Annotated in this window: 13 protein-coding genes; 8 read left to right on the top strand and 5 right to left on the bottom strand. The window is 58.7% G+C overall.

Features of this window, described 5'->3' with window-relative positions; genetic code table 11:
* Nucleotides 1–179: 179 nt before the first annotated feature.
* The 4 genes from BN871_RS00705 to BN871_RS00720 are packed head-to-tail and all read right to left on the bottom strand — an operon-like array spanning nt 180 to nt 4,034.
* Nucleotides 180–362, bottom strand: a complete 183-nt coding sequence (locus BN871_RS00705; RefSeq protein ID WP_021881273.1) for a hypothetical protein — start codon at nt 360–362, stop codon at nt 180–182.
* The gene (locus tag BN871_RS00710) at nt 359–1,654 is read right to left on the bottom strand and encodes a Ger(x)C family spore germination protein (protein ID WP_048743726.1); all 1,296 of its coding nucleotides are present in this window, start codon (nt 1,652–1,654) and stop codon (nt 359–361) included. Before BN871_RS00710 ends, BN871_RS00705 begins: the two co-directional genes overlap by 4 nt.
* Nucleotides 1,651–2,751 carry an endospore germination permease gene (locus tag BN871_RS00715; RefSeq protein ID WP_048743729.1) on the bottom strand — a complete coding sequence of 367 codons (1,101 nt, stop codon included), beginning with the start codon at nt 2,749–2,751 and terminating at the stop codon, nt 1,651–1,653. Before BN871_RS00715 ends, BN871_RS00710 begins: the two co-directional genes overlap by 4 nt.
* The gene (locus tag BN871_RS00720; protein ID WP_053086921.1) at nt 2,748–4,034 is read right to left on the bottom strand and encodes a spore germination protein; all 1,287 of its coding nucleotides are present in this window, start codon (nt 4,032–4,034) and stop codon (nt 2,748–2,750) included. Before BN871_RS00720 ends, BN871_RS00715 begins: the two co-directional genes overlap by 4 nt.
* Between BN871_RS00720 and BN871_RS27305 the strand changes: the two genes are divergently transcribed.
* From BN871_RS27305 to sigE, 3 genes are all read left to right on the top strand, one after another.
* Nucleotides 4,033–4,185: a hypothetical protein gene (locus BN871_RS27305; protein WP_157060171.1), complete on the top strand. Its 153-nt coding sequence runs from the start codon at nt 4,033–4,035 to the stop codon at nt 4,183–4,185. The two genes, BN871_RS00720 and BN871_RS27305, sit on opposite strands and share 2 nt — an antisense overlap.
* 294 nt (nt 4,186–4,479) lie before the next feature.
* The gene (gene spoIIGA / locus BN871_RS00725; RefSeq protein ID WP_048743733.1) at nt 4,480–5,406 is read left to right on the top strand and encodes a sigma-E processing peptidase SpoIIGA; all 927 of its coding nucleotides are present in this window, start codon (nt 4,480–4,482) and stop codon (nt 5,404–5,406) included.
* 27 nt (nt 5,407–5,433) lie between these two features.
* The gene (gene sigE / locus BN871_RS00730; RefSeq protein ID WP_076354877.1) at nt 5,434–6,153 is read left to right on the top strand and encodes an RNA polymerase sporulation sigma factor SigE; all 720 of its coding nucleotides are present in this window, start codon (nt 5,434–5,436) and stop codon (nt 6,151–6,153) included.
* A gap of 280 nt (nt 6,154–6,433) precedes the next feature.
* On the opposite strand, the gene BN871_RS00740 is transcribed toward sigE, so the two are convergent.
* Nucleotides 6,434–7,783 (bottom strand): NAD(P)/FAD-dependent oxidoreductase, encoded by a 1,350-nt coding sequence (locus tag BN871_RS00740; protein ID WP_048743737.1) that lies wholly within the window; start codon nt 7,781–7,783, stop codon nt 6,434–6,436.
* 188 nt (nt 7,784–7,971) lie between these two features.
* Here BN871_RS00740 and BN871_RS00745 point away from each other — a divergent pair, with 188 nt between their 5' ends.
* The 5 genes from BN871_RS00745 (at nt 7,972) to BN871_RS00765 (ending at nt 13,220) form a co-directional block, all read left to right on the top strand.
* Entirely contained in the window at nt 7,972–9,690 is a 1,719-nt protein-coding gene (locus tag BN871_RS00745) for an ABC transporter ATP-binding protein (RefSeq protein WP_048743740.1), read from the top strand.
* Between the two features lie 317 nt (nt 9,691–10,007).
* The gene (locus BN871_RS00750; RefSeq protein WP_083436166.1) at nt 10,008–11,066 is read left to right on the top strand and encodes a D-2-hydroxyacid dehydrogenase family protein; all 1,059 of its coding nucleotides are present in this window, start codon (nt 10,008–10,010) and stop codon (nt 11,064–11,066) included.
* A 203-nt stretch (nt 11,067–11,269) separates the two neighbouring features.
* Nucleotides 11,270–11,704 (top strand): GntR family transcriptional regulator, encoded by a 435-nt coding sequence (locus BN871_RS00755; protein ID WP_021880984.1) that lies wholly within the window; start codon nt 11,270–11,272, stop codon nt 11,702–11,704.
* Nucleotides 11,701–12,390, top strand: a complete 690-nt coding sequence (locus BN871_RS00760) for an ABC transporter ATP-binding protein (protein WP_048743744.1) — start codon at nt 11,701–11,703, stop codon at nt 12,388–12,390. Before BN871_RS00755 ends, BN871_RS00760 begins: the two co-directional genes overlap by 4 nt.
* Nucleotides 12,387–13,220, top strand: a complete 834-nt coding sequence (locus BN871_RS00765) for a hypothetical protein (RefSeq protein WP_048743746.1) — start codon at nt 12,387–12,389, stop codon at nt 13,218–13,220. Before BN871_RS00760 ends, BN871_RS00765 begins: the two co-directional genes overlap by 4 nt.
* Nucleotides 13,221–13,226 lie beyond the last annotated feature (6 nt).

A 13,226-nucleotide genomic window follows, 5' to 3' on the forward strand; every position in this document is an offset into this window, starting at 1 on the left:
AAAAACGCAAAAAGAGCCCGCTGGTGGCAGGCTCCTCCGAAAAAAACTTGTATGCGATTGGGCACTCGATTTCTGTCAGTCTACCCTGGAACGAGCAGATTGTCAAATCACGCGGGTGTAAAAACGGAATTCCGAGCCGTATCCAAGCCGAAGAATAGCAGACGCAGCCTATGCCCGTGTCAACCTTCCTTGATCAGCGTAATGGCTACCGGCATCGTCAGAGCCGATGCGGAAAGAATGGCGATGATGATCGCTCCCCGGAAGTTTTTTTGCCTCCACAGCGAAGGGATCAGCACTCCGACATAAAGGCTTGCCCATATCGACAACAGCGCAATGAACGCGATTTTCAGGTTTTGTGTCATTTCAGATTCATCTTGTCTCCTTCCACAGCAGGTCCAACCTGGTCTCCATGCCTGCGCATCTGGAAGCGGATATCCAGCCGATATTTGGTCTCCTTGATATGGTCTCTCCACTTGAATGCGTACCAATCCTGCAGCGTGGGAAATGTCGCCCTGACGTGATTGCCGATATGGAAGCAATCCGTGCTCCATTGATGCATCGTTTTGTCCAGTATTTTTGACGTCCGGTCCCTCAATTGCTCTTCGACGGAAGTCTCCAGCTTCTTCTGGTTTTGCGGAAGCGTATAATCGAGCTTCGAGAACGAACCGATCAGATCTCCCTCCATCCGCACCTTGAACGACACCTCGATTTCATCCTTGTTCCTCTTGATGTCCATGTCGGGCTTTTTCTGGGCGCTCATGATGATGCTGAGCGTGAGCTTCTCGTCGGACGGATCGCGGAATTCCAGCGTCGTCTTCTCGAACTCCCCGCGCAGCATGTTCATCATGATCGTTTCATAAGCCGTAAGAAAGCCGACCATTCTTTCCCCCCGGTATACCGCGCTTCCGAAAAAGTCGATCGGGGTTTCGCCCGACCTATGCAAGGTTCCGGCATACTGGTCGCCCTCTATGGGCTGCGAAGCCTTCTTGTCCGAATCTTCATCCGCAATGCGAGCCTTGCCCTTCTCGATATCGGGCCGAGCCGCGGACAGGATTGTCGTCGCTCCGGTGCCTGGCTGCTCCATATCGACGATGAAATCGTGGAATCGGGAGTGATGCGGAGTGACAGCCCCGATATTGTGGGGGTCCAGCTCCAGCTCGAACCAGAGATTGATGTCTTTTTCCATCGTAGGCTTGATGGAATGGATGAACGTATCCGCCCTCCCCTTCGTCGTGATGACGTTGACCGTTCTCCGGAATTCGTCGTTGCGCACAACCTCGCCCAATACCGGCATGACGCCTTTGCGGGCAAGGCTTTCTCCAAGAACGAACACTTTGGAATGGATCAGGGTCAGCCGCCTCGCGACATAGCTTTGGCTGGCCATCAGCGCCGCGGTCAGATTCGACGCCTCCTGGGAGAAGACGTCGACGATCTGCTCCTGGCTCCCGCCGGAGCTGTCTCCGCCTGCGGCGGCGTTGCTGGACTTCGGCATGGCAACTGCAAACGTATAGATGAAATTGCTGCTCGGGCCGGGGTCGACGCCGACGGCCATGATGAACGCCATGTTCTCGGGATCAAGCCGGTCCCAGCAGCCGGACACTAGAGGCAGTCCGACCATCGGCAGCGCCAGCATCGCTCTCAGAAAGCGCCTCATGTCTGCTGCCCCTTCAGCTTGCTCTTGATCATGCCGAGGAGCCAGGTCAGCATGGGGATCCCGATGCTCACGAGCGAGCCGTACGTCCGCAGATATTGGCCATCCCATAATACGGCCTCCATCTCGCTGCCGGGAAGAATGGAACAAGCGTACACGAGAAGAGCGAGCGGAAAGATAACCGGCTGGACCTTCGGCAGCTTCATCATCTGAGAGAGCGTGGCCGCCGAGCAGTATAAGCCGATGGCCAGCTTCACGACGGCGCAGATGAGCCAGGAAATGAGAAAGACGCTTTCCAGCCTCTGGATCCATCGGCCGAAAATGACGAGCCGGCTGAGCTCGAACATCGGCACATTCAGACGGATGGCCGTCGGATAAGGGAAAACGAATAAGTAAACGAACGTCGTAATGAAGATCGTGAAGGCCGATACCGACATGCACCACCAGGCAGCCTTCGGCCACTGGCTTGTCTTTCTCAAGCGGGGAAGGAGAAAGCCGAAAACGAGCATTTCCGAGAACAAGGAGCTCTTCACGAGTCCAAGCGACAGCACCCGCGAGCGTCCCGTGCCCCAGAACGGCAGCAAGGCGTCCGGCTCGAAATGGGTCATCAGGCCTCCCATGAGCACGATGACGACGCTCGCCACGATCAGGCCAGCAGCCGACCAGCAGAAGCGGCCGATGGCTTCCAGTCCGGCATAGGCCACGACCGCAATCGGAATCAGCATGGCGATCATGATGATGTTCATCGGCGTTCGCGGCAAAATGTCGGAGGCCAGCAGCTCCGAGAACTCGCGAAGCACGAGAAACGTAATCGTAAAGAAAAAGGTGAAATAGACGAGATTCCATATCGTCCCCAGCCAAGGTCCCCATATCTCCTCCGTCGCCTCGATCAAGGTCGAGCCTCCCGAAGCATGGCGGAGAACCCCCCGGATCGACCACCAGGTGAGCGGGCACAGCATGGCGGCGATGAGGGCGATGATCCATGCCGCCGTCCCTCCTATTTCCGCCAGCGACCTCTGAAAAGGAAGAAAAATCTTGGCGATAATGAAGATGATCCCGATCGATGCCGTTTCGCGCACGCCGATACGATGCGTATTCAAGAGGATTCTCCTCCTTTGGCAGGGCCGGATTCCATGCTGTCGTTGCCGTTCTGCTCATCCGGAATTTTATTCATGTCCTTCGGATGAACCGAGATTGGCCGCTTCACCTGCTTCTGCAAAGGAGCCCGGATCAGCGTATCCCGGGTCGGCCGCCGCGGCGCCAGAGGAGACAGGCTCGGCACTCCGAAGCGGTTGCCCGCCATCCAATACGTCCACAGCATGATAGACAGCAGAATGACGCCGACCAGACCGAGGAAAGAGGCGCAGGCCAAATAAACGAATCTCAGGATGCGCGTCGTGAACTGCATGTTGTAATTCGGAATCGTATAGGAGGCAAGCGCCGTGGCCGAGGTGACAATGACGATGATGGGGCTGACGATATTCGCCTGAACCGCGGCTTGCCCAAGAATCAGCGCCCCGACGATTCCGATCGTCGGGCCGATCACGCTCGGGATGCGGACCCCGGCTTCCCGGATCAGCTCGAACATCGATTCCAGCAGGAACGCCTCCGCCGAGACGGGAAGCGGCACGGATTCGCGCGTGCCGGCAATGGCGAGAACGAGCGTCGTCGGAATCATTTCATGGTGGTAATTGGCAATGGCTACATAGAGGGAAGGCAGGTAAAGGGACATGAAGAAGCCGACACTGCGCACGATTCTCAGAAAGGTGCTGTAATGCCAGCGCAAATAGCTGTCCTCGGCTGTCTGCAGGAACAACGGAAATTGGGCCGGCACGATCAGGGCGAACGGAGAATTGTCCACCAGTATGCCGACAAAGCCATCGGCCAGCTGCGCCGCCACCCGGTCAGGTCTCTCCGTGCTGAGAATGGCGGGGTAAATGGAATTGGGATGGTCCTCGATCAGCTGCTCCACCATCCCGCTGTCGCCGATATAGTCGATGCGGATAGACGCAATGCGCCGCCGCACTTCATTGACGAGCTCCTCGTTGGCGATCGACTTCAAGTAGGCGAAGGAAATCCGCGTTCGCGAAAGGCTTCCGATCACTCCCGATTCGACGATGAGATCCGGGGTGCTCAGACGTCGACGGATCAACGATATATTCGTACGGATGTCCTCCGTGAAGCCTACCTGGGAGCCAAGTACGACATTTTCCGTTTTTGGAGCCTCCAGCGCCCGCTTCTCCATGCCCTCGACATCCAGGATGCCCGCCGAGTCGACGCCGTCGATGATGACGACCGCCGAGCCGATGACGATGGCGTTCGCGATGTCTCCCATGAAGCAGGAGGATTCCATTTGTCCGTTCGTAAAAACGGAAGAGGCCATGTCCGAAATTTCCAGCCGGCTCTCATCCGCTCCTGAGCCTCAGGAGCAGCGCGCCCCTCAGCCGAGCGCCAAGCCGTTCACCAATACGCCGAGCGACCAGCTGGAGATTCCCGCTTTCCTGCGCAACAACCGCCCGCGCGGCGACCGCTGATCCGCAGTCCCTACCCAGACCGCATCTTCCGACGGAAGATGCGGTCTTTTTCTATGCCTAAAAACCGACAAGGCCCCGGTCAAAGCCTTGTTCATCTTCATTTTATCGTGGTCGAAAAGAGGAGAATCAGCTCCGCCGCGCCTCTAAGCTTCCGACAAAATTAGTTGCGGCGCCGCGCCAGGTTTAGACAGACATTGTGCTTGGCGCTGCACTATACTTGTTTCTATCGTTCCCCGGCCTGCTCTGCCGACAGAGCCGGACGGTGCCGAAGGGTGGACAGGAGGGTGGCTTCAGCTGGCCGTATACGTCGATGTGCTGTTTCTCAAGGAGCTGATGGTGGACGGCTCCATGCTGCTGCTCACTGCCTGGGTGCGCGGAATCAAGGCCAAGCCGTGGCGGGTATTGACCGCTGCCGCCATCGGCGGGATCTATGTGACCTTGATGCTTTTTCCGCCGCTCTCCATGCTGTTTACCGTCATCGTCAAGGCGGCTATATCGCTGATTATAATCGCGGTCGCCTTCGGTTATGCCGATACCCGAAGCTTTGCCCGTCTTGTGGGAACGTTTTATGCGGTCAATTTCGTAGCGGCCGGCGCCGTTCTCGGCATCTACTATTTTCTTATGCAGGGCTCCGGAAAAGTATGGAGGACGATGACGCTGCTCCGGCATGGAGTCGCATTCGAAGTGCAGATGGGCGGCGTATACGCGTTCAGCTTCCTATGCATCGGCTTGTATGTCTTCCGCAGCGTCGTCAGCGCACGAAGGCAGAAGGAGCTGGTGCTGACTCATCTGGCTGAAGTTTCCGTCATCATCGGCGGCAAGGAGCATCGCTGCACCGGTCTCGTCGATACGGGCAACCAGCTCTACGATCCGCTCTCCCGGACACCGGTCATGGTGATGGAAGCCTCGCTGTGGGAGGACGAGATCCCTCCCGGCTGGATGCAGGGAATCCGGGATTCCCAGGTGGATCGGCTGATCGCCGGGCTTGGACAAGAGGAATTTCCCTGGCAGGACCGCCTGCGGCTCGTCCCCTACCGCGGAATCAACAAAGGGACGCAGTTCATGCTCGCCGTCAAGCCGGATACAGTCGTCATCGTGAGAGAAGGACAACGGAGCGAATCGAGCAAAGTGCTCATCGGACTGGATGGAGGCAAGCTGGCAGCTGACGGCTCTTACCGCGCTATCATCCACCCTTCGCTGGTGGAGCATCGGGCCGGCTGACCAACAAAAGAGGAGATGGGGACTATAATGGTTAAATTCCGGCTGAATATGCAGTTGTTCTATTACCGCCTGCTGTTTTTGCTCGGGCTGAAAAGCCAGGAAATATATTATATCGGCGGCAGTGAAGCGCTCCCTCCCCCGCTTACGCGCGAAGAAGAGGAATACTTGCTGGAGAGGCTTCCGTCCGGGGACAGCGCGATCCGCGCCATGCTCATCGAGCGCAACCTGCGGCTTGTCGTCTACATCGCCCGCAAGTTCGAGAATACCGGCATCCACATCGAGGATCTGGTATCGATCGGAGCCATCGGCCTGATCAAGGCTGTCAATACGTTCGATCCCGAAAAGAAGATCAAGCTGGCTACGTACGCTTCGCGCTGCATCGAGAACGAGATTCTGATGTTCCTGCGCCGCAACAGCAAGACGAGGACGGAGGTATCGTTCGACGAGCCGCTGAACATCGACTGGGACGGCAACGAGCTGCTGCTCTCGGACGTGCTCGGCACCGAGAACGACACGATCTATCGGAACATCGAGGAGCAGGTCGACCGCAAGCTGCTGCACAAAGCGCTCGACAAGCTGACAGAGCGGGAGCGCATCATCATGGAGCTGCGTTTCGGGCTTGCCGACGGGGAAGAGAAGACGCAGAAGGATGTCGCCGATCAGCTCGGCATCTCGCAATCCTATATTTCCCGCCTCGAGAAGCGGATCATCAAGCGCCTGCGCAAGGAATTCAACAAGATGGTCTGATGTGCAGGCAGCGGCCTGGAGCAGACCAAAAGCAGCGGATTGAAGATCGGGCAGGCAGAGCCCGGACATGGAAAAGCTCCGAGCATGCAAAAAGCTCCGAGCATGGCAAAAAGCTCCGAGCATGGCAAAAAGCTCCGAGCATGCAAAAAGCTCCGAGCATGCAAAAAGCTCCGAGCATGCAAAAAGCTCCGAGCATGCAAAAAGCTTCGAGCATGCAAAAGCCGGCCTCTCCATAGAGGGCCGGCTTTTTGTTGGGAAGGACAGGCTGAATGGGGGAGTCTCAGGAAAGGCCGAGCGCGCAGCGTGCGGCATGGATGCCGCTGGCCGCCGCCTGGGAGAGCGAATGGGTCGAGCCGGAGCAGTCTCCGATCGCATACAGCCCTTCGATTTCCGTCTGGAAGCGGCAGTCGACTGCCAGTCTGGGAGCATAGAATTTGCCGTCTAGCGCATAGAGAAGCGCATCGCCGTCAAGACGTTCGCCGAGCAGCCGTTCCAGCGCGGACAGGAATTCCATGGCGGCTCGAACATACAGCTCCGGCAGCTCCTCGGCCAGATTTCCCGGATCCGCCTCGATCGACGGCCTGATCCGGCTGGAGCGGATGCCTTCCGGGCTGGAGGAGCGCCCGCGGCGGAGATCGTCCAGCCTTTGGACGGCCAGGCGATCCCCGCCACGGTTGACCTTCCCCAGCACTTGCCGGGCGCATGCATCGGCCTCCTGCAGGGTTGGGAAGTGGCGCGGAACGAACAGGGTGAAGTTGAGGTTGGCGCTTTTGCTTCCTTGTTCCTTGAAGTTCTGGCCGTCGGCCATGACGAGGCCCTCCTGATGCTTGCGGATGATGCGGCCGCTTGGATTCATGCAATAGGTTGTCGCCGAGAAGCCGTCCCCGTCATAGCGCAGCTTGGTTTCGAACGTTTCCTGAAGGATGGAATCCAATTGCCCTCCCGCCATTTCCAGCCGGATGCCGAGATCCAGCCGGGTCTGCCTCGCTTCCAGGCCGAGCGTCGGAAGCAGTTGCTCCAGCCAGCCGCTGCCGCTGCGTCCCGTGGCGAGAAACACCTTTTTCGACGGCAACGTCCGTCCATCCGAGAGGCGAAGGATGAAGCCTCCTGAATTCTTGTCCAGCGAGACGACCTCGGTCCGGAAGCTGAAATCCGCCCATGCCGACAGAGCTTCATAGAAGCCGTCCAGCACTTGCCGCGACAAGCGGGTGCCCAAATGGCGGACGGTCGAGCTGAGCAGCTTCAAGCCGCCGGCCTCCGCCCTGGCGGCAAGGCTGCTGCTGTGCGTCCGGTAAGGAACGGCTTCGGCGGCCCCGTACAGGCACAGGATGCGGTCGGCCTCGTCCAGCCTTTCCATCGCGAGCCGTTCTCCGAGCAGCCCTTCCAGCTCGCCGCCGAAGTCGGTCGTGAAATTGTATTTTCCTTCGGACCGGCCAAGTCCGCCGAATCCGATGTAGGCTTCGCAGGCGTCGCACTGGCAGCTGCCTCCCTGCTCCAGCGGGCAGCTTCGTTCCCTCGGCGGCTTTCCTTTGTCCACCACCAGCACCTTGAGTCCAGGAGCGGCCTCCATCAGGGCGTGGGCGGCGAAGATGCCGGCGACTCCGGCGCCAATGATCGTGACATCATACATGAATGAACGCTCTCCTTTATGCTTTCATTTTAGCATGGGAACAGGCCTTCGAACATGTTGCGGCGCCGGCGCGAGGGAGGGAAGGTTTGAATAAAGCCAAAAAAGGGTTTGACCCTGAGAATGACTATCAATTAGTATAGAGTTTATACAGAATTTTGTATCAAAACCAACCGGAAAAGAGTGAAGACATGCTCCGCCGATTTTTCTCTCATTACCGCCCGTTCCTGGGCCTCTTCATCCTTGACTTCACCTGCGCCGTCGTCGCGGGCCTGCTTGAGCTCGCATTTCCGGTCGCGGTCCAGCAGTTCATCAACAAGCTGCTGCCGGGCGGGGACTGGCAGCTGATCGTCTGGGCTTGCGTCGGCCTGCTGGCGATCTATGCGCTGAATACAGTGCTGAACTATGTCGTCAACTACTGGGGACATATGCTTGGCATCAACATCGAGACGGAGATGCGGCGCAAGCTGTTCGCGCATGTGCAGAAGCTGAGCTTCCGCTTCTTCGACAACAACAAGACCGGCCACCTCATCGGGAGAATGACCAACGACCTGACCGAGGTCGGCGAAGTCGCCCATCACGGTCCGGAGGATGTATTCATCGCCGTCATGACGCTGCTGGGCTCGTTTGCCCTGATGGCCTACATCAATCTGGAGCTGGCGCTGCTCACGTTCGTCATCGTTCCGATCATGGCCTGGCTCGTTATCTTCTTCGGCCGCCGGATGGGCTCGACCTATGGCCGGCTGTTCGGCAATGTCGGCAGCTTCAACGCCCGCATCGAGGACAATGTCGGCGGCATCCGCGTCGTGCAGTCTTTTGCCAACGAGGAGCATGAGAACAAGCTGTTCGCCGTCGACAACCAGAACTTCCGCACGACCAAGCTGATGGCCTACAAGACGATGTCCAAGAGCATCAGCATCACGTACATGCTCATGCGCCTGATCACCATCTTCGTCATGATCGCGGGAGCCTGGTTCATGATCGAAGGGCGAATCAACCTCGGCGACTTCATGGCGTTCATCCTGCTGTCGAACGTTTTCTTCAAGCCGATCGAGAAGATCAACGCCGTCATCGAGAGCTATCCGAAGGGAATCGCCGGCTTCAAGCGGTATTGCGAAATCATGGACACGGAACCCGATATCCAGGATAAGCCCGGCGCCGCCGAGCTGAAGAACGTCAGCGGCAGCATCGAATTCAGCCATGTCTCCTTCGGCTACGAGCCGGATCGTCCGATTCTGAACGATATCAGCCTCAGCATCAAGCCGGGAGAGACGGTCGCCTTTGTCGGTCCGTCCGGAGCCGGCAAGACGACGATCTGCAGCCTGCTGCCGCGTTTCTACGAGGTGGAAGGAGGCTCGATCAAGGTGGACGGCAAGGACATCCGGGACGTGAAGCTGGATTCGCTGCGCCGCCAGATCGGCATCGTGCAGCAGGACGTCTTCCTGTTCTCCGGCACGATCCGCGAGAATATCGCCTACGGCAACCTGCAGGCGAGCGAAGAGGAGATCTGGGAAGCGGCGCGCCGGGCGTCGCTGGACGAACTGATCCGCAGCATGCCGGAAGGGATGGATACCGTCATCGGCGAGCGCGGCGTGAAGCTGTCCGGCGGACAGAAGCAGCGCATGTCCATCGCGCGCATGTTCCTCAAAAATCCGCCGATCCTCATCCTGGACGAAGCGACGTCTGCTCTCGACACCGAGACGGAGGCGGCCATCCAGGCCGCGCTGGCGGAGCTGTCCGTCGGACGCACGACGCTGGTCATCGCGCACCGGCTGAGCACGGTCCGCAATGCCGACCGCATCGTCGTCGTGAGCAAGGACGGCATCGCGGAGCAGGGCAAGCATCAGGAGCTGATCGCCGCGGGCGGCATCTACAGCCGCCTGCATGTGGCCCAGGCGAGCCAAGCCTAAGGGGAAGCAGGCTGCCGCAGGGGAATCAAATTCCGCAAGCCGGATTCATGCAGATGCGCGAGCTTCCTCCCTGCAAGGCAGGCCTCTCTTATTGGATACTGGATGCAGCTCTGCGTTCTGTCTACAGGTAGAAACCGCCAGGCTGCCTGTTTTTATGTCAGTAGGGGAGCTGGCTGGCGGCGGCGCGCTGGAAAGGCCGCATCGCCGTCTTCAAGGTCCCGCATCCGGCCGGAAGAGGCTTTGGCCCGCATGGAAATGGTTGCTTCCCGTCCGATCGCTTCCTACAATGAAAAGGACGACAAGGGAGGCGACGATCCATGAAAGCGAACTGCACGATTCTCGACGATTATCAGGAAGCGGCTTTGAACTATGGGGATTGGGGCCGCCTGGAAGACAAGCTCGAGCTGTCGGTGCTGACAGAGCATTATGACAGCGAGGACGAGCTGGCGGAGATGCTGAAGGACGAGGAGATTCTTGTCATCATGCGGGAGAGGACGCCGTTCCGGGAATCGCTGCTGGCCCGGCTGCCGAAGCTGAGGCTGCTCGTGACGACCGGCATGCGCAACGCTTCCGTGGACCTGGACGCGGCGCAGCGGCTCGGCATCGCGGTCAGCGGCACGCGCGGCAGCTCGGAGGCGCCGATCGAGCTGACCTGGGCGCTGCTGCTCGGCCTGGCGCGGCATGTCCGCGTCGAGACCGACTCCTTCCGCAGCGGCGGACCTTGGCAGAGCACCGTCGGCAGCGACCTGAACGGCCGCACCCTCGGCCTGCTCGGGCTGGGGAGGATCGGAACCCGCGTAGCCGAGATCGGGCGGGCATTCGGGATGAATATTCTGGCATGGAGCCAGAACCTGACCGAGGAGCGGGCGGCTCAGGCAGGCGTCCGTCTGGCGGCTTCCAAGGAAGCCCTGCTGGCGGAGAGCGATTATGTGTCCGTGCATCTCGTTCTGAGCGGCAGGACCCGCGGCTTGCTGGGCGCGGAGGAGCTGGCGCTCATGAAGCCGACCGCCTTCCTGATCAATACGTCCCGGGCGGGCATCGTCGACCAGGAGGCGCTGATGTCTGCCTTGAAGGAAGAGAGGATCGCAGGCGCGGGGCTTGACGTCTTCGACGTCGAGCCGCTGCCGGAGGACCATCCTTACCGGACGCTGCCGAACGTGCTGGCGACGCCGCATATCGGCTACGTGACGGAGAGCAACTACCGGCTCTATTTCGAGGATGCGGTGGAGGACATCGAGGCTTATTTGGCGGGCCGTCCGATTCGTCCGGTTCAGCCTACAAGGGCTGATGAGACCGGGCATGCCGTGCAGCGTGGCGGCAGGCGGGATTTGCAGCAAGCATTCGGCATCCGGCATGAAGCCGGACGGCATGAATAAACATGCGTCGCCAAGGCTCTGAACGTGTTTCCGCCGGAACGAGAAATTGCATGGCCTATCAAGCTGTCTGTGATCCGCCCCGGGCGGATCAAGACAGCTTGTTTCTTTTTTTAGGAAACGATTGACATTTCTAGTGTATGATGCGCATAATACACTTATCGAGTGTATGAACTACATAGTACACACACGAACCGAGGTGCGAGATGGCAGGCGAAGAGGAGTGGCCGGAAGCGGCATTCAACAGCAGGGATCCGGTTTATTTGCAGGTAGTCAAGCAATTCAAGGAAATGATCGCGACCGGGCGGCTGCGCGGCGGCCAGACCGTTCCTTCGCGCAGGGAGCTCGCCTCCCGCATGAAGATCAACCCCAATACAGCCCAGAAAGCGTACAAGGAAATGGAGGATCAGAACTTGATCGTGACCGAAGGAAATTCGCCGAGCCATATTACGACGGACGCCGACGTGCTGAGGAAGATCCGCTCCGAGCTGCTCGGCGAGGCGGTGGAGGCGTTCGTGGAGTCGGTCCGCAGGCTGGAAGCGCCCGTGGAGGAATTGGTGGAGCTGGTCCGGGAGAAATATGGAAGGCCTTCCGCTGCCGCCGACAACAATCATGATGGAGCAGGAGGGGGCCAGCGATGATCGAGGTCAGCGACATCCGCAAGCGGTACCGCCGCAAAAATGTTTTGAACGGGATTTCGTTCAAGGCGGAGAAAGGTCGGATCACCAGTCTCATCGGTCTGAACGGCGCCGGCAAATCGACGATTCTGAAGGCTATTATGGGACTTACGCCGGTTGATGGCGGAAGCATCCGCATCGGCGGCCAGCCTCTTTCCCCGGAGATCTACCATACGATTGCTTTTGTCCCCGATCGGCTCACGCTGCCGGGTTCCATGAAGCTGCGGGACGGCTTGCAGCTGATGTCGGATTTCTATCCCCGCTGGAATGCCGAAAAAGCCGAGGATTTGATGAGCTTCTTCCGCCTCGAGCGCGGAGAGCGGATCGGCCGGCTGTCGAAGGGGACAGCGGCCAAGTTCAACCTCGTGCTCGGCATGGCGCAGGACGTCGACTACGTGCTGATGGACGAGCCGTTCTCCGGCATTGACCTGTTCAGCCGCGAGAGGATTGCCGAGGTATTCACGAGCCAGCTGGTCGAGGATCGCGGAGTGCTCATAACGACGCATGAGATCGGCGACATCGAGCATCTTGTCGATCGGGCGGTGATGCTGGATCAGGGTCATGTGATCCGCGACTTCGACTGCGAGGAGTTGCGCAGCGATCACGGCAAGTCGATCATCGACGTCATGAGGGAGGTATATCGGACTTGAAAACGTATTTGAAGCTGGTGCATTTGGAAATCTACCGCTTCCGCCTTGTGCTTCTCGGGCTGATGGCCATGACGTCCGCCATCCAGCTGATCGGCTTGCAGCTGGCGATGAGGGATCGGCTTCAAGCCATTCGCGGGCAATTGACCCGCGAAGGATTGTCTCTGGCCCAATATGCGGAGAGATATAACGGTATTCCGCTGGGCGAGATTTGGTCTCATAGAGAGAGCTGGATGACATTCCCGATCGTGATCTGCATCGGCGGGATCGGATTGTATATTTTCCTCATCTGGTACAGGGACTGGTTTGGCAGGTCGGCTTTTGTCTATCGGCTGCTGATGCTGCCGCATTCGAGATTCCTCCTGTATGTGTCCAAATTCACAGCGCTGATGACGTTCGTGTTCAGCCTGTTCGCCCTGCAGATAGGCATCGTAGCCGTTCAGATGACGATGTACCGGCTGCGTATGCCCGACGAGCTGCGCGTTCCGCGAACTCTGGTCGATACGATTCGAGGCATGGATCTCGTCCTCTTCATTCCGGTGCGCCTGCATGAATTTCTGTTGGTCTACGGATTCGGATCGGTATTCGTGCTCTTGCTGTTCACGACCATTCTTATGGAGAGAAGCTATCGGTTCAAAGGATTGCTTGCCGGATTGGCCTACACGGCAGGGACGTTGATGCTGGTCGCATGGATGTGGGGCCAAGCGGAAAGAGGGACGGCCTTGCTGTATCCTTCCGAGCTGCTGGCGGCTGCAATCGCACTCATGCTGCTCAATGCGGCGCTGTCGCTGTGGCTCGGCAGATGGCTGCTCCGCACCAAAGTCGCGGCCTAAGGAGGA

The organism is Paenibacillus sp. P22, assembly GCF_000469945.2.
GTDB classification, from domain to species: domain Bacteria; phylum Bacillota; class Bacilli; order Paenibacillales; family Paenibacillaceae; genus Paenibacillus_O; species Paenibacillus_O humicus.